Source organism: Nocardia sp. NPDC004718 (assembly GCF_053601535.1).
On record NZ_JBSGCA010000009.1, the window covers coordinates 1 to 23,162 of the forward strand.

Below are 23,162 nucleotides of genomic sequence, written 5' to 3' on the forward strand. Positions count from 1 at the left end.
TCTGTCGCAGGGAGACATGATCAACCAAGGGCTTCACCCATGATCACCCGGGGTATTGAGAACCCAGCTCAGAGGTGAGGTTAAAACTCAAGCTAGCCGGGACCAGGTGCGCCAGAGAAGTAGCCAACGATCCAGCGCCGAAAACAGACCGGAGTCCACCAGTCCGATTCTCCGGACAAGACCTTGCTTTCGGTGGCAGGCCTTGTTCGATGGTCTACTTGTGGTGTACCGGCTCAGCGACGGCCGGATCGTCGAACCCGGCTGAGCGGGGAGATGACCAGAGGCCGATAAGTCCGGCACAAGTCGATCGGGACCGCGCCACCGGGCGGAGACAGCGGGCTGCTTCACTCTGCAGCCCGCGCACCGGACACAAGAGCTGCTGCAATCGCTGCACGTCGACCAGCCCCCGCCGAACTGTAGTTCAATCCGGTGACGCGGGCATTTCTCACGCCACGTATGTACCCACCCCGGGAAGAACGCGCCCGGCTCCACAACGGCCGCCGAATCAACCTGCCACGGTGACCGTGACTTCGTGTGTGGCCCCAGCGAGGGGATCGGTGAAGTGGACATCCAGGACCCGTCGTCCGCTGTTGTCATCCAAGTGCGGGTCGGGAGCGTGGAACACGGTGTAGGAGTAGCCGGCGCTGGAGCTGGTAGCGCCTCCGATTTCGATGGGACCTCGCCCGTCGACGTAGAGGACAGCGGTGGGTCGATGGTTCAGCAACGAGGGCGCGTCGTCCGAGACGGCGATCGCGGTGTAGTCGAACTGCAGGCCGATCGGAGTAGACAGGATCGGGGACAGCCACCCCCGGATACCGTTTTCCCCGTTGCTGACGAACGCCGGTGAACTCATGCGCACGAGGACCTCGGGACCGGTGAACGAGTCTGTGTCGGGGTCGGGCCGGGTACGCATCGAGAGTTCTCCTGTCAGGGTGGGGTGGTGCCGGCCTTCCCAGTCTTCCTCGAGCTGAGTCGAGGAAGAAGACCGGGACGGCCGGCACCCGCGGTTGATCGTCAGAAGTCGCAGGGCACGGTGTACTCGTGGGTATCGAGGAACTCGGCCTTATGGCTTCCGGCGGTCACTCTCACCTTCATGCGGTAGGTGCCGCTCTTGGCGTGTTCGCACTGATCGATGTCGAAGTGCAGGCTGATGTCCGGCGAACCCAGCTGGTGACTGGCTGATTCCCGTTCGGTCACATCGGAGAAGAAGATCCCGGTGTGCTCTTTCTGCAGCGTGACCGTCAGATGGTGAGGATGCCAGCCAGTGCCGGTGCAGTGGTTCTCGACTCCCCAACTCCAGGATGTTGTTGACCTTCCGAACCGGATGGAACCAGCCCGCGCATCCTCCCCCCTTGAAGTCCGGGGCTTGTGCCTGAGCAGGGGCGGCGGCGACGCCCACAGCCGCCATAACGGCGGCGAGCGCAGCCACCGAACGGACACTCGTCGCCGTCAGTACGCGACGGCTAATGATCGAAGTCGTAGTAGACACAGTGCTTTCCTCCCAAAAGCGATCCCCTACCGAGACATAGAACGGCAGAGTTCCCCGAACGGCACCTCCCCGTTGCGGTACCGCCTACCTACTTGGACTCTTTGGGAGCCGTTCCGGTTCCATTCCTCTCTGAACCAAGCACTCACCGCCGATTGCGTGGTGGCCTGAAGCATGCTTCATTCCGCTCCTACGCCGTTCCGGGCTGCGCGGGCGCGGGCGCAAGTTCGTCTAGGATGCGGGAAGGACCACCACAGCGGCAGGGCTTCGACGACTCGGCCGAGGATGTTCACCACCACTGCCACGATCACTGGCCCGAAGCAGGCCGAAGACGACCCACCGGCGCGAGTCCAGCTGGGACCGCAGCTTTCGGGGGCCCTCGCGCCTGGCGAAAGATAGAAGCCGGGTAGCGGCCACCCACCTCGTGCGGCGTCGAGTATTACCGGCACAATCCGCCAGCCCATACGAGCGGCCATATTCCGCACCACGGTGCTGCGGCCGATAAGCGACGTATGCTGCCCCACAGACGATTTCGGCATCAACCGCGGTACCGATTGCTACCCGCACGTCGCCCCGCGAACGGCCCATCGGCCCGACCACGGCCCATCGGCGCAGGTCGCACCGCTACTCCCGCCAGTGACAACAAACACAGCACCAGGGACACATAACCTTGCCCTATGCCTCGCTGGAGTACGCACCGACGGAAGCCGGCGGAGGTGGGACGGCTGGCACGAGTCGGCGGCGATCCCGAATCATTCTCGCCGGCAATACTTTCCAAATCGATCACCAGATCGATCACCGCCGCGGCAAGCGTACCCAGCCCATCGTCGAACGCGCACAACGATGCATCACCACCGCTGCCGCGGCCCCGAGTGCCTGCGAGCTCCATCGCACCGAAGAGTGAATCCGACTCGCAGACCACGGCAATGGCTGTGCCTCCGCTGCCACCACCACGTCAGGACGACGAGCCGCACCGGCTGCATCACTCGGGCGCGGCCGCTTTCGTCGGACTCTGCGTCGGTGTGGTGCTCCTGCTGGTGTCGGGGTGTCTACTGGTGAACCACCCGACGGGAACGTCGGCGTCATCCACGGCGCTGCGCACCAGCGCACCCAGCGCCCCGGCACCGACTTCCACCGTGCAGAAGACAACGTCGGTAGCGGCTCCCCCTCCGGTCCGGACGGGCATCGGTGTCACCTTCGGAAAGGTCGTGGCCAATGACGGCACGACATTGGTGGTCAGAAACGCGTTCACCAGCAGCAGCGTCAAGGTCCGCGCCGACGCCGACACCAAGGTGAACGTCCTGGTTGCCAAGCAGGCGACGGACATCCGCGTCGGCGCTATCGTCGCCGTCTACGGACGGCAGTATCCCGATCACACGATCCTCGCGGAGTTCATCACCGGCATTTCGATCGGGGCCCCTACCCGGTGAGCATGGGCGTACGCGGATCGCCGCGTCAATCACGCCCGCGCAACGCCGCTTTCACCGCCGCGTCGTCGACCGGCTCGGACTGTCCCCACACGTCTCGCGCCAGCCGCAGCTTTCCGCACATGCTGGCCACCAACGCCGCCTCCGCCGCGGCGTCGGCCCCGCCCTGCCCGATCGCTTTGCGGTAGCGAACCGCATCGACGACGACCGATTTGACCCGCTCGTGTGCGAGGTAGGTCCGCAGGTCGCGACGCCATTGTCCGATCGCGGCCTCGGGCTCGGCGGCGACCCACGCGGCGAGGAACGCCTCCTGCTCTTCCGGCAGGTAGCCCATCTTGTGCAGATGCGTGGCCACGTCGTAGACCGGGTCGCCGTACAGCGCGAATTCCCAATCCAGGAATACGACCCGATCGTTGCGCACGATCATGTTCTTCCGGTGCACGTCGGCATGCAACATACGGAAAGGCCTGGCCTCGAGCGTGTCCCACGCCGCGAGGATGTGCTCGAGCGGCTGATCGGGCACGCCCAAGCGGCGGTCCAGCTCGCCGAAATCCGCACTGCTGTCACGGTGCACGCGGGCGGTGACGGCGGACAGTCGGCGGGCGAACCCAGCGGGTTCGTCACCCCAGTCCGGCTCGACCGGCGGCAGTAGATTTCGTGGGATGCGCCGAAGTTCCCCGAACAGCGCCGCCACATCAGCCGGTACATGAGCCGGAACTCGGACCCCGCGCGGCGCGATGCGATCCAGCAGGTCGCCGTCGATGTAGTCGTGGATCTGATAGGCGGGGTGAACCGATTCCCAGCGCAGTCTCGGCGCCGCGGCGACGAAGGGCTCGATCGCGATCAGCACCGCGGGTTCGGGCCATTGCCGCAGGTCCATCACATCGGCGCCGTCTACCGGAATCCGCACGTTCACCGCACCGGCGACGCCGTCGACGCGGACGTTGTGGTTGTAGTACCCCGCGGCCGACTGCGATCGGGACAGCGCGTCGATGTACATCGCCTCGGCGTCGACACCGATCGCCCGGGCGATCACGCGTGCGGCGTCGCGGTCCGAACCCGATCCGGGCGTCGGCGGCTGAATGCGCGACCGTGCGGCCGCCGCGGCTTCGGAGATGTCGGGTTCGGTCCAGCCGTACAGCGCCAGGACCGCTCGCGCGACGAGGACCAGCCCCGGATAGACGTTCGCCCCTTCGAATTCCGCGATGGCCCAGCGCGCACTGCGGACTGCGTCGTCGCGCTTCCCGCGGCGCGCGAAGACGCCCGCGCGGAACAGTTCGGCCCTGGCCCGACCGGAGCGGTACCCGGCCTGCTCGAGAATCTCGCACGCTTCGGCGAGCGCGTGCTCGGCGGCATCCAGCTCCCCGAGCGACAACCGCGCCAGACCCAGTGCGGTATAGGCCTTTCCGAGTTCGTGCAACGCGCCGAGTTCACGCTGCCGCACGATCGCCGCCCCGGCGGCCTCGATCGCCCGAGCCGGGTCCGTGAGCGCCAAGAGTTCCGCTAGGTTCGTCGCGACATTCGCCTGTCCGACAACGCTGCCCGCGGCTCGATAGTGGGTGTCGGCCTCCGTCAGATACCGGGCGGCGCGTTCGGTGTCGAACGCCAATCGGTAGGCGAGATGACGCAACCGGGCGATGTCGCCGAGGAACTCGTGGTCGTCCTCCGCCATCGCGACGAGCTCCTCGCACATGCTCAGGGCCTGACCGAATCGGCCCTGGCACATGTGCAAATCGGCCGCCCACTGCCCCGCGACGAGCCGGGCCCGCCCCGATCCGCGCGACCACACGTCGTGATAGATGGCCAACGCGTCGTCGGTGTCGCCGAGTATGCGGCGTGCGTTCGCCGCGGCGACCGCCAACCGCTCCGCGATCGGGCCGGTCCGGTCCAAAGCGACGTCCCGGGTGAGCCGATCGGCTTGTTTGGCGTCGCCGAGCAGCACCGCCGCTTCCGCTTCCAGGCACCGCGTGAGTTCCGACAGTTCCGCCATACCTGTCAGGTTCTCATGCGGATCGCTCAGATAGCGGTCCAGATCGCTGATCACTCCGCCGATGCCCTGGCTGCCACCCGCCGCCTCGATCCGGTCGACGTATCCCAGCAACGTCACCGCGGACAGCTGCCCGGACCGGACACCGTGATATCCCGCCTCCCGCAAGGCCGCGACCCGGCCGAGCGACCGTTCGGCGCGTGCGAACCACAGGTCGTGCAGCACCCCGTGCAGAGTGCGCCGGACGTCCGGATCCAAACGCCACTGCAACGCGTCCACCATCAATTGGTGCAGCTGGAAGCGCTCACCCTCGTCGTTCTCGTCCGCCGCGTACACGAACGAGTACGCGACCAGGGACTTCCACGCGGCGATATGGTGCGGTAGCTCGAACTGCCGGGCGACCGCGGTGAAGATCTCCCGGTCGAAGGTGCGCGGCAGGCCCAGCAGTTCCAGCATGCGAACCTCCTCGGGGCGCACGTGCTGGAGGGAACGCTCGAGAATCGTTTCCGGAGAGACCATTTCGGCGGGCGTCACCCAACCCGCGCGGGTACGGGCATCGATGGCCAGATGCAGATAGAACGGGACACCCGCGCTCGAAGCGGCGATCGCCGCGCGCTCGTCGGGATCCTCGATGCCGGAGGAGTCGAGCAATTCGAAGCGGGCGTCCATCGGCAGGTCGTCGACGGGCACGGCCCGGATGCGGGCCGACCACTCCGAGTCGTGCCGCTCCCAGCCCAGCGGCTCGCGGCTGGCGATCACCACCAACCCGGTGTCCAGCTGCGCGACCACATCGCGTAGCCAGGCATCGGACGCCGCCGCGCGGCCTTCACGATCGGCGCCGCCCATCAGCGCTTCGTAGGCGTCCAGGAAGACCACATACGGTTTCCCCTCCGTCCCACTCTTCAGATCCTCCGCGAACAGGTAGGAGACGGCTTCTTCCAGGCCCGCGAGACTCAACCGGTCGAGTTCCCCGAGGACCGGATCGTGGCGGATCCGATGGGTGCGGATCACCTTGCGAGCGCCGAGCTCGAGCAACCGGGTCGCGGTGCCGAAGACCGGGATGCCGGTGGCGTCGTTGAGGATCTCGGTCAGGATCTCGCTGTGCTCGGCGAGTGCGAGCGAGTCCGAGGTCAGGCGCAGATGCGGGTGCATGCGCTGCCACAACACCGCGCGGGCGATGTCGAAGCGGTGGAACTTGATCTTCTGCGCGCCGAACTGCATGCGCAGCACGGCGAGTCCGTCCGCGGCCTGGCGATGACTCGGAACTTGCAGGTCGAGCACCGCCGCCGGATGTTTCTTGCCGACCCGCGCCCGCAGTTCGGTGACCAGCCGGGACTTGCCGATCCCGCCGACACCGCCGAGCAGCATGACCCGGGGATGCCCGGCGGCCTCGGCGAGCAGTTCGTCGAACCGCGTCAGCACCGGCGCGCGGTCGACGAACGGACGGCTGGTCGATCCCGGCTGGAACCGCGCGGTCAACACCATGGCGTACCCCCTCCTCATGAGCCCGGCACGATTGTGCCAGAGCCGGCCACCGGCGATCTCGGACGCGCCGTCGAATGTCGGTGCCTGTTGCTAACTTTCGTTTCGTTCTGATCTGACGAAAACAGGCGAGGCGCTATGACTATCGGGGGAACCACCTATCTCGAACTGTCCGAGGACAGTGGTACCGCGCACAAGTTCTACGAGGTGATCGTCGCGGGTACGCAAGTGAGCGTCCGTTTCGGTCGCATCGGGGAACAAGGGCAGACGAAGGTGAGTTCGTTCGCCTCCGAGGAGAAGGCGCAGGCGGCCGCGTCGAAGAAGATCGGCGAGAAGGTACGCAAGGGCTACGCGCCCGCCGTGCTGGGCGCGCGGGCCAGGCGTCCGGTGACCAGGCGCGCGATCAGCAGCGGCCGCTCCACCGCGAAGGCGGCGCCCGTGCTGTGGAGTTTCGACTCCGGCGCCGCCGCCTTCGGTATCTTCGTCGACGAGCGCCGCTGCTGGGTCGGCAACGAGAGCGGCGACGTGTTCACCCTGACCCCCGACGGTGCGGTCACCGGCCGATACCGCCTGCCGGATTCGGTCAAGTGCATTGTGGCCGACGACTTCTGGATCTACGCCGGCTGCGACGACGGGCGCGTCTACGACCTGTCGGGCAAGGTGCCGCGGGCGGCCTACGACATCGCGGCCGATGTCGACATCTACTGGCTCGACATCCACGACGGCATCCTCGGCGTCTCCGACCGCCAAGGCGGGATCACCGTGATCGACTATGAGGAGGAGTCGCTGTGGACGCGGCGCAGCACCGGCGATTCGGGCTGGATGGTGCGCATCGACGCGAACGGCGTCTACCACGGGCATTCCGCCGGCGTCACCAAGTACGACCTGGACAGCGGAAGCACCCTGTGGCAAATGGGCACCGGCGGCGGCGTCCTGTTCGGCTGGCAGGAATCCGACGCCGTCTACGCGGGCACCGCCCGTAACCAGGTCCGCATGGTGGCCAAGAGCGGCCGGGCCGAGCGCGTCTATCAGTGCGACGCCGCGGTCTTCTCCTGCGCCACCTCGCCCGACGGGCGGTATGTCTTCGCCGGCGACAACTACTCCTCGGTGTACTGCTTCGACGCCGCCGGGAACCGCGTGTGGAAGCTGGCCACCGGCTGCGGCTCGGCGTATTCCATGCAGTACCACGACGAGAAGCTGTACTTGGTCACCACGACCGGCACGCTGGCCTGTCTCGATGTCGGCGAAGCCGCCATCCGCGACGCCGAGCAGGGTGTGCTGCCCGAAACGGTGTCGGTGAAGGCTCCCGAGATCTCGGCGGTGGTGCCCAGCGACACCGTCGAGATCACCTCCGAAGCAGGGGGCGGAATCATCGTGGAGTGCGTGAGCCAGGGCAGTTCGCTGCGCGTGCGAGTCGTCTCGCCGGGATACCACCAGGGGTGGAATGTTCAGTTCCCCAAAGATATTCGTCTGGCCGGGGCTCGTTACGTGGTCGACGGCATAGCGGAGTCGGCGCGCGGCGGCTTCTACCGCGTCCGAGGGGATATCCGCCGGTTGTCCTGAGCAACAGATGTTCCGGAAGGGAGCGTTCCTCGCACGTCGGCGCGAGATGCGCGAGGGACGTCTCTGACGGGAACACGACTGTTCGGCGTCCTGGCACACTGACAAAAGCACTATCCGAATAGGGGGCTCGATGAGGGGACGATTCACATCGTTGTGCGCGGTCGCCGTGGCGCTGACGACGGTGGCCGCGCTGCTGGCCGGATGCGCGTCGGACGAGCGCGAGGAACGAGGCTTTCCAACCGAGGCAGCCGAGCGGATCGACCGCATCGTGCGGCCGCAAATGGACGCGCGGCTACCTCCTGGAGTGCTGGTCGCGGTGCACGACCCGAAACGGGGCACGTTCGTCAGGGCCTACGGCACAGCGGATCTCGCGACCGGTCGTGCGATGGACGTGGCGGATCATGTCCGGATCGGGAGCATCAGCAAGACTTTCACCGCGACCGCGGTGCTGCGCGCGGCCGACGAGGGAAAGCTCTCGTTGGACGACGTGCTGGAACGGTATGTGCCGGGAGTGCCCCACGGGGACACCATCACCCTTCGCGATCTGCTCGGCATGCGAGGCGGCGTCTGGGATGTCCGGGAAGAGCAGGCTTTCGCCGACCAAGTAGTCGCGAAGTCTCCGGCAACCGAATGGCGCGAGGGCGACCGTTTGCGCGCCATAATCGCGCATCCGGAAAAGGCGATGCCGCCGCGCAGCCGCGTGGAGTACTCCAACTCCGAGTACTACCTACTGGGTCTGGTGCTCGAGAAGGTCTTCGGGAAACCGGCGCATCAAGTGATCGCTGACGTCGTCGCCGCGCACGGGCTGCGCGCCACGACATATCCCACGGACGCCACCATTCCCGCGCCGGAGAGTCGCGGGTACTCCTACTTCGACGAAGCCCCCACCGACGTCACCGCGCGGACCACCCCCGCACTCTTCGGTGCGGCGGGAACGATGGTGTCCACGATCTCCGACCTCGGCGACTACGCTCGCCTGCTCGGCCGCGGCGACCTGCTGGAACCGGAGACCTTTCGCGCCAGGACCCGGTTCGCCGGAGACCTGCACTACGGGCTCGGCATGATGGAGTTCGGTCGCTGGATCGGACACGGCGGGGCGGTGCCGGGCTACACCACCCATATGGGCTATCTCCCCGAGCAGGACGCCGGCGTCACCGTCGCGGTCAACGAGTTCACTTCTCCACCCCTGCTCGGGGTGACCGCCTCGGTCATCTGGTTCGGCATCGTCCGTCAGCTGTTTCCGGGCACAGTGCCCGACGCCCCGGCGAACACCCAGCCCGATCCACCGGTGCCCATGGTCACCGATCTCGACAATCGGCTACGACAGACGCTGGACCCGGCGGTTCCCACGGAGCGCAAACCGCTGCGGATCGCGGACGACGACAAGGACCCGGAGTTGATCACCCGGGTCGCTCAGGCCTTCACCTCGATCACCACGACGGTCGGCAAAGTGACCGGCGCAGGCGGTTACCTCCTTGCGACCGTCGTTCTCACCGGACCGAACGGCCGTCGTCCGACGATCGTGCCGTTCATCTCGCGCGACGGCTCCTGGCGTATCGACCGATACTGGGCGTGCGAGAACATCGCCGGGACCGGGCCGCCGTCGCCCGCCTGCCAATGACGGGCGCCGCGCCCTGATCTGCCGATTCGTCGACGGAACGCGACGCCCGGTGGGAAGGTGGATGTACGGCAGGTGTCGGCGAAGGAGCGAGACACATGGTGGACAAGACCAACGGAGCTGCCGCGGGCGACGGCGGCGTGATGACGGCGGACCGGCCCGAGCAGATTCGCAACGTGGTCCTGGTCGGGCACAGCGGGTCGGGAAAGACCACGCTGGTCGACGCCATGGCGCTCACCGCGCGGGCGGTCAATCGCGCCGGACGGGTCGAGGACGGCACCTCGCTGTCGGACTACGACGAGATCGAGCATCGCCAGCACCGATCGGTGCAGCTGTCGGTGGTGCCGGTGGCGTGGGACGGCATGAAGATCAATCTGGTCGACACGCCCGGATACGCCGACTTCGTCGGCGAGCTGCGGGCGGGGCTGCGCGCGGCCGACGCGGCGCTGTTCGTCATCTCGGCGGCCGAGGGCGCGGACGGGATCGCGGGAGCGACCAGGGCCCTGTGGGAAGAGTGCGCGGCGGTCGGGATGCCGCGCGCGATCGTGATCACCCATCTGGACACGGCGCGCGACGAGTACGACGTGATGACCGAGGCCTGCCGCACCGTGCTCGGCGGAGGCTCGTCGGAGAGCATCCTGCCGCTGCACCTGCCCGTGTACGGCCCGAAGAATCCGGACGGGCACCGGCCGGTCACCGGCATGGTGGAGCTGCTGCCGCACTGCGTAGGCGACTACTCCTCCGGAGAGGAGGTCCAGGGCGCCCCCTCGCCCGATCAGGCGCCCGCGCTGGAGGAGGCGCGCAATCGCCTCATCGAGGGCATCATCGCCGAGAGCGAGGACGAGAGCCTGATGGAGCGCTACCTCGAAGGCGAGGAGATCAGCTTGGCGACGCTGGTCGCCGACCTGGAGCGTGCGGTCGCGCGGGGCAGTTTCCATCCGGTGCTGTTCGCCGCGCCCGCGCCCGAAGGGGCCAAGCAGGGCCTCGGCACGGTCGAGCTTCTCGACCTGATCACCGGCGGCTTTCCGACGCCTGCCGAACACCCCATCACCGCCAGCAACGGCGCCGAGCCGCACCCGCTGCGCTGCGACCCGGGCGGGGAGCTGGCCGCGGAGGTCATCCGCACCGCGTCCGACCCGTACGTCGGGCGGGTCTGCATGGTCCGTGTCTTCTCCGGCACCTTGCATGCCGATGACACGGTGCACGTCAGCGGACACGGCCTGGAGGATCGCGGCCACGAGAGCCACGAGAGCCACGAGCTGGACGAGCGGGTGGGCGCGATCTCGGCACCGTTCGGCAAACAGCAGCGCCCGCTGCGCCAGGCGATCGCGGGCGACATCGCCTACGTCACCAAACTCGGTCACGCCGAAACCGGCGACACCCTGTCGTCCACCGACAGCCCGTTGCGGATCGAGCCCTGGCCGATGCCCGACCCCCTGCTGCCCGTCGCCATCCGCGCGCACAGCAAAACCGACGAGGACAAACTCTCGCAGAGCCTCGCCCGCCTCGCCGCCGAGGATCCGGCACTGCGGCTCGAGCACAACGCGCAGACCCATCAGCTGGTGCTGTGGTGCCTCGGCGAAGCGCATCGCGACGTCGCGCTGGAACGTTTGCGGACCCGGTTCGGCGTGCAGGTCGACGTGACCGACCACCAAGTGGCGTTGCGGGAGACGTTCGCGGGCAAGGCGATCGGGCGCGGCAGGCATGTGAAGCAGTCCGGCGGACACGGGCAGTACGCCGTATGCGAGATCGAAGTCGAACCGCTACCCGAAGGGTCCGGGATCGAGTTCGTGGACAAAGTGGTCGGCGGAGTCGTTCCGCGGCAGTTCATTCCATCGGTGGAGAAGGGCGTCCGCGCGCAAGCCACCCGAGGATTGACCGCCGGATATCCGCTCGTGGACGTGCGCGTCACCCTGTTCGACGGCAAGGCCCATTCCGTCGACTCATCCGACGCCGCCTTCCAGACCGCGGGTGCCCTCGCCCTCCGAGAGGCGGCGGCGGCCGCGGGAATCAGAGTGCTCGAGCCGCTCGCCGAAGTGTGGGTGCTGGTCTCCGACGACTACGTCGGACCGGTACTGAGCGACCTGTCCAGCCGCCGCGGCCGCGTCCTCGGCACCGAGCCGCACGGCGCCGGACGCACGCGCATCCACGCCGAAGTTCCCGAGCTCGAACTCAGCCGCTACGCCATCGACCTGCGCTCGATCTCCCACGGCACCGGCGACTTCACCCGCGGATACGCGCGCCACGAACCGATGCCGAACCAGGTCGCCGCCTCGGTGCGGGGCGAAAAGGCACGAGCGTAGTCCTGAAGTCCCTCCTTCCCACCGAGTGTGGTTCTCCGGCCGCACAGTACAGTTGGCCTCGGATACGAGGCCCTCACCAGGTGGAGAAAATGGATCCTTCCCGCTGTGTCGTGCTGGTCCCGGTGCACGACTACATCGAGCCCGGATGCGCGGAAGGATTGGCGGAACTCGAACGACGCGGATATCCGGTCTGGCGCGTGTACGGCTGTTCCGCGATCGACCAAGCGCGCAGCCAAATCGCCACGGATGCCTTGGCGCAGGGCTTCGAAGAGTTGATGTGGATCGATGCGGACGTTCGCTTCGAACCGAAATCCGTCGAGATGTTGCGATCGCACGACTTGCCGATGGTGGGCGGTATCTATGCCAAGAAAATGGCGCGTGAACTGGTGTGCAGTCTTTTGCCCGGCACCACGAAAATCACATTCGGCGAAGGCGGCGGTGTCATCGAGATCCGCTATGCGGCCTGCGGGTTCCTGCTCACCAGACGACATGTCTACGAGAAGATCCTGCAACGAGAAAAGCCGCCCGTCTGCAATACACAGTTCGGCCGTGCCAACATCCCGTTCTTCCTGCCCATGATCATTCCTGACGGCGAGAACCACTGGTACCTCGGCGAGGATTACTCCTTCTGCGAACGCGCGCGGAAGAGCGGCTTCGCCATCCACGCCGACACTAGAATCCGCCTGGAACATATCGGCAAGTATGGCTTCACCTGGGAAGATGCCGGGAACGGTCGCGATCGTTACAGCAGCTTCGACTTCACCATCCGGCAACGTTCCGCGGCTTCTGACGACCGGGCCGACGGGGATCCGATAATCGATAAGGCGAGCTGACGACTCATCCGCCCGCGCTACCTGGCCGACCCGGCTTCACTCTCGATCGACGCGCCACCGAATCCATCTCGGGTTCTGCGGAATACAGCGGTATCGCTGATCTATCCCGAGGCACCCCGAACCTTCGGGCGACATCCGAGACCGACGCGCCGTCGGCATCCCCCAGGACCCGAGCCAAGGCTACTCGAGAAGAAGCCGGCCTCCGCGCCGGAGTCGACCGCAGTTCCGCCGAGAACGCCCGTTTCCATTCCGGCACCCGATCGTATTGATGCACGATCGGATACAACTTGCCTGTGGATGTCCGCACGTCCGCTCCGGACCAGATCGGCTCGGGCTCGAGGAAAAACGGGCGCAGCACTCCGGCCCGGTCCGGATCCGCTAACGTCCCGGCCTGACAGGCGAATCCGTCGTCGGATGTCACCAACTGCACCGCGGAACGAAACGGTTCCATGTCGAGTAGTACGTTGTACCCGCTCTGATCCGCGACCGGCACTCCAGACGAGGCGGCGACGCGGGAAATGCCCACACACAGATCGGAGATGGCATCGGCTCGGCCGGCAAGGACACCGACGTTGCAGACCACCTTTGACCACACGCGCTCGGCGACTTCGGGGAAGCCATGGCGCAGATTGTCCCGATTCCACGCTTCGTCGCAGTACCGCACCCCCTCGCTCACAGCGAGGAAGGTGCGGCTCAAGTGGGTTTCCAACCACTGGATCGGGTCCGCCTGAAAGTACACATCGCGCACGTCGGTGACCACGGCGAATCGAAGCGAATGCCTGAATGTCCGCAACACCTGGGCGACATCTTCGAACCGCTGGTTGTAGATACTGCCGCGAAGCGACATGCGTATCGCATACAACCCCAGTGATTCCAGGTTATCGGCGATGGCGTCGCCGCGGGCGTCGCGGTCGTACACGATGACCGCGCCCACACCGGCGAAATCGCTCGCGGCGAGGCTCCTTGCCCACGGCTCGACATCGGGCCACCCATAGCCGGTCGCCGCCGCGATGACGATGTCCTTCTGTGCGGCCATGCTGTCCGGCCGCTCAGGTCTGTTGCGGTGGTCGCCCTACGGGCGGTGGAGCGATCGGCTGCTGCGCCTGGCTCGTGGTGGGCGGCGGTGCCGCCGCAGCACCCAGGTCGGCGTTGCCGGCATCCAAACCGGTTGGATGCACGTATCCCGTGAAATCACCGTACTTTTCTTTCAACGGTGGATTGTTGGGATCCAGTGGAACGAGATGGCCGCCGTCCAGGACGTACAACCTATTTTGCTCCTGATCCCGCACGATCAAAGCGCTGTGTCGCTCCCACTGAAGAATATCGCCCGTTTTCAACTCGCCGGGGCCGTTGACCACCGCGGGCGGATGGTCCGCTGTCAACTCACCCGCAGTCCCCTTGTACGCGGATACCGCGTCGAGGGCGACGTTCTGCACCTGCTTCTGCAAGGCCTCCGCCACCGGCGGGGTCGCCTTGACATTCGTGTTGTCGATGGGGACATCCACCGTGGTACCCGGCGTCGTCACCGGCGGCGGAGTGCCCGCGTAGGTCGGCGCGGTCACACCGGCAGGAGAGGCCTGAGCGGTTTGCTGGGTGGTCGACGCCTGCGTTGCGCGCTCTCGTTCCCGCCGGTCGCGCTCATGCCGCGAATCCCGGTCGTCGTCGTAGCGGCTGTCGTCGCTGGTCGGCTGACGGGTCTGGTTCCCCTGCAGGGCGTTCATCAGGGCCATCTGTGTCATCAGACTGGACATATCGTTTCCGGTGCTGGCCGGAGTGGCAGTGGCGGCCGGTGTGGCCGTGGTGCCGCCCGACCCGGATCCCGAGCCCGTTCCGCCTTGCATCGCCGTGGTCGGCACAGCAGCGGTAACTGGGCTCGAACCGGTGGTTCCGCCCGTACCGGTGTTGTCGAGGGCGGTCTGGGTGGTGTCCGCCGTGCCCGTGGTGTCCGTCCCGAGCAGGTCGTCGTAAGTGGAACTGAAGTCCTCGTTCTGACTGGCCTGCTGTGCGGTGGGGCCTGCGGTGCCCTGAGTGCCGTTGTTGGCGCCGCCGTTGTACCCACCGTTATAGCCGCCGTTATAGCCGCCGTTGTTCACACCGCCGTTGTTGTTCGCGCTGTTGTTGTTCGCGTTTTTGTTGCCCTTGTCGCCGTCTTTATCGCCCTTGTCGCTCTTGTCGCCGTCTTTATCGCCCTTGTCACCCTTATCACCTTTGTCGGTGGGAAATCCTGGGAAATCGCCGTATTTCTTACCCGCGCTCTCGGCTCGATTCGCGTAATCCGCAACCTGATCTACGCAGAACTGGACGGTCTCACGGACGATTCCGTAGACCGGCCCCTCTTCCACCACATTCTGAATACCGGGAGCTGTGAAGTTGCTGTCACTGAAAGTACTTCCGCCGAAGTATCCCGCATGAGGTTTCTTGAGTGCCGCCCAGATATCCTCATGCGTCGATTGGACTTTGTCCCACATTTTCCGATATGTACGATCGTTGTCGGCGGTGAGCTTCAGATTCTCCGTTTTGAAGTCTTCGTCCCTGGCCGACCACTGGGCGTCCAACTCGTCGAGGAAGGCGGAAGCCGATTTGTACGCATCGACTGCTTCGCCCTTTCCCCCGGCTTGCGCCTCCGCGCCTTTACCCATCGAATCTGTGAACGATTTGCTGAGGTTGTTGTCCCAAATAAGGGTGTCTTTGCCCTTTTCTGGGGAAGTCAAGGCGATCGGCTTCTTCTTGTCGCCCATTTGTTTCTCGAGGTACTTGAGTTGGTGGTTCGCCAAACTGATATAGGTCTTCAGGTCGTCCGAAGGGCTACCAGGAGGGAGCTTGATCTTCAGCGGAAAGTCGTCGAATTGATCGCCCTCTTCTGGATCTTTCTCCAGACCCTCCATGTACTTTTTCTTCTGATCCTCGTCTGTGGGAGGAGGAGGGGCGGGCTGCTTTTGATCATGTTTTTCGTCGCGCTTGTCCGGGTCGGCACGATATACATTGTCGACCAGCTTGACTTTGTATGCGGTACCATCCGGGGTGACCACGTAATCCATGTCCCGGGCGTGGTCCCAAGAGTCAATTTTCTTGGGATCCCCACCTGGTTTTGCCTCATACAGGGTTACTGCGCCACCGGGCTCTTCCTGCGCGCTGTAGAAGCCAGACTCAGGACGGCTCGTCGATTTTGTATAGTTGCCGTTCTTGTCATAAGTGAAGTAGTTGGTCATGCGTCCTCCTAGACGGGCGGTTCACCGCGGCGCCTGTCGCGAGAGCCCTGTGCCGTTGCCTCGATCGCCGATCAGGGAAGTGCCGCCGCCAACCCGCATCACGGGCATTGGGCCCGGCTGACGAAGCCCGGATCGTTTCGCGCACCCTTCAGCAGAACCCACGATCAGAATCGTGGTTCCGAACGGTCGCGAGCCGATTGCAGCCATTCTGAATCCGCCCGCCGGAATACCTGCCGACCTTTGAAGCTCAGACCTCCGCCGACGCACTCCGAACCGCCGCGCCACCCGCTCCGTCGGTGTCCTCGATCGCCCCCGCGGTCGTGTGGGAATTATCGCTCGTCCCCTGACGACCATCGGCCACCGAAGTCCAGCCGACCGCACGATCACGCCGGTACGGTCGACCGTAATTCTCCAGGAACCCGTAGGCCGCCCAACCATTCGTGGCGATGAAATTGGGTTCGTAATCAGGATCGTTCTTCGCGCGTTCCCGCAGGCCGGGGACCATGTCTTGGTTGACGTCGCGAACTCGGCGCCACTCTTGTGAATCCTGATCGAACTCGCTGGTCATATCGACGAACCCTCTCCATTCCGGCCGACTTCCCCATTCTTCAGCATCCCCATCTCTGGGGATATCGGGAGCAGGCCTGGGCGGGGAGGTTCAGTACCCGGCGCCGAACTCAGCCTTCTCCATGAGGTTGTAGTCGGCCTCGGTGGGCAAACCCAACGAGTCGGCCAGGCGCGGCAACGCGCCGTTGTACAGCAGCTCAGCACGCCGCCCCACCCGAGACTTCTGGTAGGCCAGGCGGGCAACTCGAACGATTTCGGCCGCGAGCCAACTGTCGGTGTTCTCCCACACCTCGTCGCCGAGGTGCAGACCGACGATCGTGCCGCTTCGATCGCAGGCGACCCCGACGGAGTAGTCGGGATTGAACACCTCGTAGGTCAAATTCAGCCAATCGGGCGGCGCTTCGCCCTCGACGGCGCCCGAGATGCCCAGCTCTACCACGGCCACACTCCTGGGTATCGTCTAGAGTTTCGGTTCCGGCAACGACACCGCTGGTGGCCACGCCGTCTGCTGGATGGCGAGCCGGTGCTGCCGAAGGGCGTCTTCGGTGCTGTCCCGAATCGCCGCCATGATGTCGGCCACCAACTCCTGGCTACTCGACGAATGCGCGATCGTTCCCTCGGCGATGTACAGATCGGTGAGGCGACCTTTCCCGTCGACCTCCGGAATCACCCTAGCGCTGGGCGAGGGCCGTCGAGCGCGGACGCTATTGATCCGCTCCATCATGTCATCGACGGTATGCACGAACTCGCGGCCGGATTCCAGTGCCGCCGCAGTGTATGGATGCATCACGCGGACCTCCCGCCCGGCACGCCGTGCGAGTGGAAATCACTCCCCGCTACAACGCGGGGACCCGGCAGCATCCGAGCAGGCCATCTGGTCGCCCGACACCCGATCCGACCGGCGCCCAGCTCTCTCCGCATGCCACCTCCTGCCATGGACGATACGGATCCATTCTTCACGCTCAGAGCTGACTTCCCATGCATGAGAACAGGTAGCAGAGCTTGCCGACGACAGCCGGGGTGCGGGTTTCGACGCAGAATGCGAACGAGCCCATCCGATCGCAACTATTGGATGATCGCGAAACAGATGGGCTCGTCTACCATGCGCACTGCCTACAAAGCGCCTGCGCGCAGGCGCTCCGTCACAGGTCGGCGGAACTTACGACTTACACGTCGAAGTACAGCTCGGATTGCGCTCCTGGCGTTTGCTGTTTTTGGCTGGCATAGCCTCCGCTGTCTGACCTGCGGTTTAGCCGTTGGCGTGCGTTGGCTGGAATAGGGGTCTTTAGACCCTCCTGCGTACCCACTGCGTACCCAACTGCGTATCCGGCAGCGAGGAACGGCCCGGCTACAGCGAGCCGCGGCGGCCATCGAGCGCGGCCAGAATCCGATCGCGCGCATGGTCGCCATAGACCGCCTGCCGGTGCAGCGCCGCCCACGCCTTCTCGTAGTAGGCGAGTTCGGTCGGCGCGGTGACCGACAGCTCCGCGCTGGTCGTCTCCACCATCGCCAGCCGCCTGTCATACAGCACGAAGCAGGTCGTGGTGTAGACGAACTCGGCATCCCGCGGAACGATGCCGAGCGACAGCCGCGGGGAACCGATCGCCCCCGCCAGATACTCAAGTTCACCGGCCATCACGTCGTCGTCGCCGACCGTGGTGTACAGCGCCTGCTCGCCGAGCAGGATCGAGATCCGGTGCCGACCGAGATGCAGCACGCGCTGGCGACGCATACGCGCCTCCACGGCCGCCTCGACGTCATCGGTGGTGCCAAGGAACCGGATGCACTGGGTCAGGATCGCGCGGGCATAGTCCTCGGTCTGGATCAGCCCAGGGATGATGCTCGGCTCCCAGTTGCGAATGGTCCGGGCCCCGGCCTCGATCTCGACACTGCGCTGCTGCCTGCGCGCGTGACCGCCGGCGGTGATCCGTTTCCACTCCGCCCACATCGATTCCAGATTGGTGAGAGTGGCGAGCAGGTCGGGCAACACCAGGCTCGAGCCTGTGATGTCACACCATGCGACGAGATCATCCTGCGACGGGGCCTGCCTCCCGGTCTCGATCTTCGAGACCTTCGCCGGTACCCATCCGGCACGGCGCGCCATCTCGACACCGGTGAACCCGGCCGCCTTTCGCAATTCGCGCAGCCGGGTTCCCAATGCCGCCCGTGCCTGCTCGACGCCACTCATTTAGCCGATCTTCTCCGGTGCGTAGTCGCTGTGCCTGATGGCCTTCGCCCACAGCCGATCACGGACGCCCACGGCCCGCGCGACCTCGACGGGATCGCGCGTCACCGCGAACCCGACGAAGTCTCCGGCCGCATCGAACAACGTCCAGGCGAGCGCGTCATCGTCGAGCAGCCACCACTCGTCCGCGGTGTACTCCGACGGGTCGACGGTGTGACGCGGGATCCACCGGATGTCTTCGCCGTAGTGCTCGTTGCGGTCGCTGATCGCGTGCAGGAATCGGATGTAGTCGGTGAGCGGCTCGGTCACCACACGGATCCGCTGGATCGCAACACCTCTCGCTGTGGTGTCGGCGACCAGGTTCTCCCACTGCCGCCAGCTCGGCGGGTAGTTGTCTGGATCTACGGGCGGCAGGCCAGCCAGGAACCGGCGCATCGGTTCGTCCTCGTCGCTTACGGCGTGCTCGTCGGCGACTTCGAGGTGCACCGCGCGAGAGTTCGCCAGGGCGAGCAGCTTGCTGGGGTCATCGTTGGGCAGGAATAGCATCGTCACCTTCTCGTGCTCGCGGCGACCGGCACCTCGATGCAGGTCTCGTGGGACGGTACCTGCAACTGCGCCAACGCCTTCGGGTCGATCACCGTGGGGCCGGCCAAGGTGAACCAGCCGCTACCGGTATCGGTCAGCTCCGCGCCCAGATGCGTATCCGGTTGTAACCATCTCAGCAGTATGTGCGGGATCTCAACGTGATCCGGGCGGTCCGGGACCGGGTAGCCCTGCACCAGGTAGACGCCCCGCTCGTCGTCGATCCACAACCGAGGCGACCCGCCGTTACCGGACGGCCCGCCGAGCAATCGCAAGCTCATAGTAAACCCCTGTTCTTGGTGTGCGACAGCAATATCTATTCTCCCTGTTCACAGCCATACTTTCTCAGATTTCGAGAAATGTCGAGAAATATCGTTGAGCCGCAGAGCGCGGCGTCCGTAGCGTCAGATCCGGACCCCGACGCCAGGACGGCGGATACACGGACCGCGCTCCCCGCACCAGTGCATCCTTCCTTGGCGTCGGGTGCCTACCAACGTGCCAAGCAGCGGGGAAGGCCGAGCCATGACGGCAGAAGCACTCGGGTGTTTGCAAGCAGGGACGGCCGCTAACCCCCGACACGATGCGGGAGCTGTCCAATGACCGAAGAACTCGCTACCACTCTGGTCGTCATCGCAGGAGTCTGCGCCCTGTTCTGGCTGATCTTCGATGGCCTGCCCAAGCTGATCCACTGGCTTGGCGGTCGTGCCAAGCCGGTGCCCATCGATAGACCGCTCCCCCAGCCTGAATCCGAATGCCATCCGGCGCCTGATGATCCATTCACCGTCCCGCAGGCGCGGATCGTGATGCAGAAGCTCATCCGCTGCGACGCCGAGCGCTGCGACTGCAAGGCGGCCGCGCTCCGGGTGCTGTTCGAGGCCGGACTCATGAAGCCCGCGAGGGCGATCCGATGACGATCAAAAGCTGGGTCAACGACCACTGCGAGACCAAACCGCCAGTGACCATGTCCGAGACGCGTGCGCGCGGCATCCTCGCCATCCACGCCTCCTGCGAGCCGCCGTGCCCGCGCAAGCTCGGCGCGCTGGCGAAGCTTCCCGTGCATGCGCACCAGAACACGGTGATCCGATGAACGAGTGGCCCAGCAACGTCGTGGTGCTCCACCGCGACCACCTCGACGCCAAGTTCGGGTTCGACCACCCCGACGCCGCCGTGATCGCCCACCACGACTGCGAGGTCGGAGTATGCGCGGCCCGTACCGCCGCATCGATCCGCCTCCGCTATCGACAGAGGCGGTACTGAGCTTCCCCGCCAACCTGTCGGGGAATTCCAAGGAAACACCGAACGAAGGGATAGACGCATGGAGCAGTACACCCCGGGTCCGGACGGCAACTCGAGCGACAACTGGAACGAGGACCCGCGCGGTGTCGACGCGCCGAAGCGTCGCATCGGCCAGACCTCCACGCTGATCACCAGCCAGGACTGAGCGTCACCCCTGAAACACCGAAAGCGGCTCCGCCGATCCTGTGAAGGACCAGCGGAGCCGCTTTCCTGCGTGTAGCGTCTTCGCCGAATTCGATGAGGGGAACCCATGAAATCTGTCGGATTGATCCTGGCTGCCGTCGCAGTCGTCGCAGCGGGCTGCAGCTCCACCGATGACACCACCGCGGCGCCGACCACCACCAAGGCCGCCACGACAACCCCCACGCCGGCGTCGCCGAGCTCGACATCGAACGCGAACGCGCCCATGCCAGCTGGCGAGGAGATCACCCTCGGTGGCGACAACGGTGGACTGACCGCCCGGGTCACGATGTTCTCGGTCACCCAGGAGGTTGCGCCCCAGGCGCCGCGGCCGACCTCTGGTGGTCACTGGGTGGCGATCGACGTCCAGACGTGCGTGGACGCGTCCACGACGCCGTTCACCGTCAGCTGGAACAACTGGGCCGTCGCCGACGCGAAGAACGGCAACTACCCCGCCTCCAACCTGACCTACGGCCAGTTCCCCAAACCGATCTACCCGTTCTCGGGGCAGCCTGTGGCAGTGGGAGATTGCGTGCGTGGCGCGATCCTGTTCCCTGTGCCGGACGGTGTGACGGTGACCAAGGTGAAGTACACGCCCAACCCTCGGGTAGTCGCTACCTGGTTGGCCTCCTGACATGACGAAATGCCCCGCCAATCCCGAAGGTTGGCGGGGCATTTTCGCGCGCGGCGTGGCCGGATCAGGGGATGGAGTACGCCGCCCAATCGTCCAGATTCGCCGGAGGCTCACCGCCACCCGAGACCCCGGAATCATCCTCACCGTGGACACCGCAATACCGGTTGGTTAGCGGCACTTGGGCTGTCGTGAACGTTCCTTGGAGCTGGGGCACGTTGTCGAGGAACGCGGTGTAGACCGTTCCCCTTGCCTCGATGCGCATCACTGCACCTTCGGCCGCCTTCGTCGTGGTGACGATGTCCGCGGTCCCGGTGGCCGCCGTGAATGTCGTGCCGTCCCAGCTGTACATGCAGATGCCGTGCTTGTCCGCGACCCGCCAGTAGTGCACTCCGGCGTGGCTGCTCGCCGGGTCGGCGCGCACGCACACCGACATCGATGAATGCTGGGGGTTGCGGCTGTTCCAGCGGATTTTAGCTTCGGCGGCTTGGTCGTTCGTCGGGGACTGGGTGGTGTGCCAGGCGAACGAGATCGGTTCGGACGCCAGCCCAACGGCCGACAGCTCGTTACCCGACAGGTACAGCGGGCCGAACCGTGTCGTCCAACTGCTGCCCAGGCTGGCCCGGTTGAAGTTGTCGGTAGCGAATGACGTGTAGGGGGACACGTCCTTGCCGACGAAGTTGTCGATACTGTGCGAGTTCGTCGTCGAGACGCGCTGCACGAACAGCCCAAGATACTTGTGGCTGCTGTCGCCCCACGTGGTATCTCGGTAGGAGCTGCCGTTCTTGACGCCGTTGATGTACACCGACCAGACGTTGTTCTCATCGACCTGACACCGGATTACGTCACCATTGGCGATGGTGACCGTTCCGGAACCAACCGCGGTGTAGGTGCCGTTGATGCCGGTGATCCTGCCGAGGTTCCAGCCGCCGTTGTAGGTGCCGAGGATGAACATCTCGGTCATGGCCGCATTGCAGCGCAACACAGAACCCGCCACGGCCGTGCCGTTCGGTGCCGAGCCGACGGTGAATTCGACCGACTGGTAGGGGGTATTGGTCTGGCTGTTGTAAATCGCGGCGCGGCGGTTGGCTGTCGTTCCCTGGACCGCGAGCTGGTTGGAGATGATGCCGAGGTCGCCGCCGGTCTCGGTCCAGTTCGCTCCGAGCGAGGTGTTGTTGGCGCGGTTGAAGTCATCGGTATACGTGACCCCGGTGGAGTAGGTGGGAACCAGCGCGGTTGCCGACGCCGCCGCCGCAGGCAGTGAGACGGCTCCTCCCGCGCTCACGGCGGGAACCAGCGCGGCGCCCGTGGCCTGCGCCCGTGGAGCCGCTATCGACGCCCCGGCCGCGACCGTGACACCCAGCGCGGACGCCGACGCGGAAGCCGCCGGAGGGGCGACGATGCCGCTGGCGGTGACGGTCGGCACCAGCGCCTCGGAGACTGCGGTAGCCGTCGGCGGCGCTATCGTCGCCACTACCGTCACCGAGGGAACCAGCGCCTCGGCGGTTGCATGGGCTGCGGGCAACAGGATCTCGCCCGACCCCACCACCTGAATGTCCGGAATTAGCGCGCTGCCGATAGCCACCGCGGCAGGCAAGCTGACCTCCGCGCCAGCCGCGATCTGCGGAACAAGGGCGGCAGCCGCAGCCGCCGCGATCGGCGGCGCGACGCGGCCGCCCGCGGCCACCGTGATGGTCTTGGCCTCGGATACCGCCGTGGCGGTAGGTGGCGTCAGCACGGTCCCAGCGGCGATACCGGGAGCACGCGCGCCCGCGGCCGCCGACGCCGCGGGCAGTGTCAGGGCGACGGGGAT

At 65.7% G+C, this 23,162-nt stretch carries 22 protein-coding genes; 10 read left to right on the forward strand and 12 right to left on the reverse strand.

Going from position 1 to position 23,162, the window contains the following annotated elements:
• Window positions 1-505: 505 nt before the first annotated feature.
• Both ACWEH3_RS09135 and ACWEH3_RS09140 read right to left on the reverse strand, forming a co-directional pair.
• Window positions 506-913 (reverse strand): hypothetical protein, encoded by a 408-nt coding sequence (locus ACWEH3_RS09135; RefSeq protein ID WP_450021452.1) that lies wholly within the window; start codon window positions 911-913, stop codon window positions 506-508.
• A gap of 101 nt (window positions 914-1,014) precedes the next feature.
• The gene (locus ACWEH3_RS09140; RefSeq protein WP_450021454.1) at window positions 1,015-1,197 is read right to left on the reverse strand and encodes a hypothetical protein; all 183 of its coding nucleotides are present in this window, start codon (window positions 1,195-1,197) and stop codon (window positions 1,015-1,017) included.
• A gap of 1,215 nt (window positions 1,198-2,412) precedes the next feature.
• Here ACWEH3_RS09140 and ACWEH3_RS09145 point away from each other — a divergent pair.
• A complete protein-coding gene (locus ACWEH3_RS09145) occupies window positions 2,413-2,916 on the forward strand; it encodes a hypothetical protein (protein WP_450021456.1) in 504 nt (167 codons plus the stop codon).
• A gap of 25 nt (window positions 2,917-2,941) precedes the next feature.
• Here the strand turns inward: ACWEH3_RS09145 and ACWEH3_RS09150 are convergent, their stop codons facing one another.
• Window positions 2,942-6,385 (reverse strand): phosphotransferase, encoded by a 3,444-nt coding sequence (locus tag ACWEH3_RS09150; protein ID WP_450021458.1) that lies wholly within the window; start codon window positions 6,383-6,385, stop codon window positions 2,942-2,944.
• Window positions 6,386-6,520: 135 nt separating this feature from the next.
• Here ACWEH3_RS09150 and ACWEH3_RS09155 point away from each other — a divergent pair, with 135 nt between their 5' ends.
• The 4 genes from ACWEH3_RS09155 (at window position 6,521) to ACWEH3_RS09170 (ending at window position 12,699) form a co-directional block, all read left to right on the forward strand.
• Window positions 6,521-7,945, forward strand: coding sequence for a WGR domain-containing protein (locus ACWEH3_RS09155; RefSeq protein ID WP_450021460.1), 1,425 nt, complete (start codon window positions 6,521-6,523; stop codon window positions 7,943-7,945).
• 130 nt (window positions 7,946-8,075) lie between these two features.
• Window positions 8,076-9,566 (forward strand): serine hydrolase domain-containing protein, encoded by a 1,491-nt coding sequence (locus ACWEH3_RS09160; RefSeq protein ID WP_450021462.1) that lies wholly within the window; start codon window positions 8,076-8,078, stop codon window positions 9,564-9,566.
• A gap of 95 nt (window positions 9,567-9,661) precedes the next feature.
• Window positions 9,662-11,866 (forward strand): elongation factor G-like protein EF-G2, encoded by a 2,205-nt coding sequence (locus ACWEH3_RS09165; protein WP_450021464.1) that lies wholly within the window; start codon window positions 9,662-9,664, stop codon window positions 11,864-11,866.
• An 89-nt stretch (window positions 11,867-11,955) separates the two neighbouring features.
• Window positions 11,956-12,699, forward strand: a complete 744-nt coding sequence (locus ACWEH3_RS09170) for a hypothetical protein (RefSeq protein WP_450021466.1) — start codon at window positions 11,956-11,958, stop codon at window positions 12,697-12,699.
• 4 nt (window positions 12,700-12,703) lie between these two features.
• Here the strand turns inward: ACWEH3_RS09170 and ACWEH3_RS09175 are convergent, their stop codons facing one another.
• The 8 genes from ACWEH3_RS09175 to ACWEH3_RS09210 form a co-directional block, all read right to left on the reverse strand.
• Window positions 12,704-13,735: a hypothetical protein gene (locus ACWEH3_RS09175; RefSeq protein WP_450021468.1), complete on the reverse strand. Its 1,032-nt coding sequence runs from the start codon at window positions 13,733-13,735 to the stop codon at window positions 12,704-12,706.
• A 13-nt stretch (window positions 13,736-13,748) separates the two neighbouring features.
• Window positions 13,749-15,908: a hypothetical protein gene (locus ACWEH3_RS09180; protein ID WP_450021470.1), complete on the reverse strand. Its 2,160-nt coding sequence runs from the start codon at window positions 15,906-15,908 to the stop codon at window positions 13,749-13,751.
• Between the two features lie 247 nt (window positions 15,909-16,155).
• The gene (locus ACWEH3_RS09185) at window positions 16,156-16,476 is read right to left on the reverse strand and encodes a hypothetical protein (protein ID WP_397281574.1); all 321 of its coding nucleotides are present in this window, start codon (window positions 16,474-16,476) and stop codon (window positions 16,156-16,158) included.
• A 90-nt stretch (window positions 16,477-16,566) separates the two neighbouring features.
• On the reverse strand, window positions 16,567-16,914 hold the full coding sequence (locus ACWEH3_RS09190) for a hypothetical protein (protein ID WP_450021473.1): 348 nt from the start codon (window positions 16,912-16,914) through the stop codon (window positions 16,567-16,569).
• Window positions 16,915-16,935: 21 nt separating this feature from the next.
• On the reverse strand, window positions 16,936-17,262 hold the full coding sequence (locus tag ACWEH3_RS09195) for a hypothetical protein (RefSeq protein ID WP_450021475.1): 327 nt from the start codon (window positions 17,260-17,262) through the stop codon (window positions 16,936-16,938).
• 561 nt (window positions 17,263-17,823) lie between these two features.
• Window positions 17,824-18,663, reverse strand: a complete 840-nt coding sequence (locus ACWEH3_RS09200) for a helix-turn-helix domain-containing protein (RefSeq protein WP_450021477.1) — start codon at window positions 18,661-18,663, stop codon at window positions 17,824-17,826.
• Complete coding sequence (locus ACWEH3_RS09205; protein ID WP_450021604.1) at window positions 18,664-19,206, reverse strand: DUF6879 family protein; 543 nt, start codon at window positions 19,204-19,206, stop codon at window positions 18,664-18,666.
• 2 nt (window positions 19,207-19,208) lie between these two features.
• Entirely contained in the window at window positions 19,209-19,523 is a 315-nt protein-coding gene (locus tag ACWEH3_RS09210) for a hypothetical protein (RefSeq protein WP_450021479.1), read from the reverse strand.
• 315 nt (window positions 19,524-19,838) lie between these two features.
• Between ACWEH3_RS09210 and ACWEH3_RS09215 the strand changes: the two genes are divergently transcribed.
• The 5 genes from ACWEH3_RS09215 to ACWEH3_RS09235 all read left to right on the forward strand — a co-directional run bounded on the left by ACWEH3_RS09215 (window position 19,839) and on the right by ACWEH3_RS09235 (window position 21,352).
• Window positions 19,839-20,153 (forward strand): hypothetical protein, encoded by a 315-nt coding sequence (locus tag ACWEH3_RS09215; protein WP_450021481.1) that lies wholly within the window; start codon window positions 19,839-19,841, stop codon window positions 20,151-20,153.
• The gene (locus ACWEH3_RS09220) at window positions 20,150-20,329 is read left to right on the forward strand and encodes a hypothetical protein (protein ID WP_450021483.1); all 180 of its coding nucleotides are present in this window, start codon (window positions 20,150-20,152) and stop codon (window positions 20,327-20,329) included. The genes ACWEH3_RS09215 and ACWEH3_RS09220 overlap by 4 nt, the downstream gene beginning before the upstream one ends.
• Window positions 20,326-20,499, forward strand: coding sequence for a hypothetical protein (locus ACWEH3_RS09225; RefSeq protein ID WP_450021485.1), 174 nt, complete (start codon window positions 20,326-20,328; stop codon window positions 20,497-20,499). Before ACWEH3_RS09220 ends, ACWEH3_RS09225 begins: the two co-directional genes overlap by 4 nt.
• Window positions 20,500-20,557: 58 nt before the next feature.
• Window positions 20,558-20,683, forward strand: a complete 126-nt coding sequence (locus ACWEH3_RS09230) for a hypothetical protein (protein WP_450021487.1) — start codon at window positions 20,558-20,560, stop codon at window positions 20,681-20,683.
• Between the two features lie 105 nt (window positions 20,684-20,788).
• Window positions 20,789-21,352: a hypothetical protein gene (locus ACWEH3_RS09235; RefSeq protein ID WP_450021489.1), complete on the forward strand. Its 564-nt coding sequence runs from the start codon at window positions 20,789-20,791 to the stop codon at window positions 21,350-21,352.
• A 64-nt stretch (window positions 21,353-21,416) separates the two neighbouring features.
• On the opposite strand, the gene ACWEH3_RS09240 is transcribed toward ACWEH3_RS09235, so the two are convergent.
• Window positions 21,417-23,036 (reverse strand): hypothetical protein, encoded by a 1,620-nt coding sequence (locus tag ACWEH3_RS09240; RefSeq protein WP_450021491.1) that lies wholly within the window; start codon window positions 23,034-23,036, stop codon window positions 21,417-21,419.
• Between the last annotated feature and the right edge of the window lie 126 nt (window positions 23,037-23,162).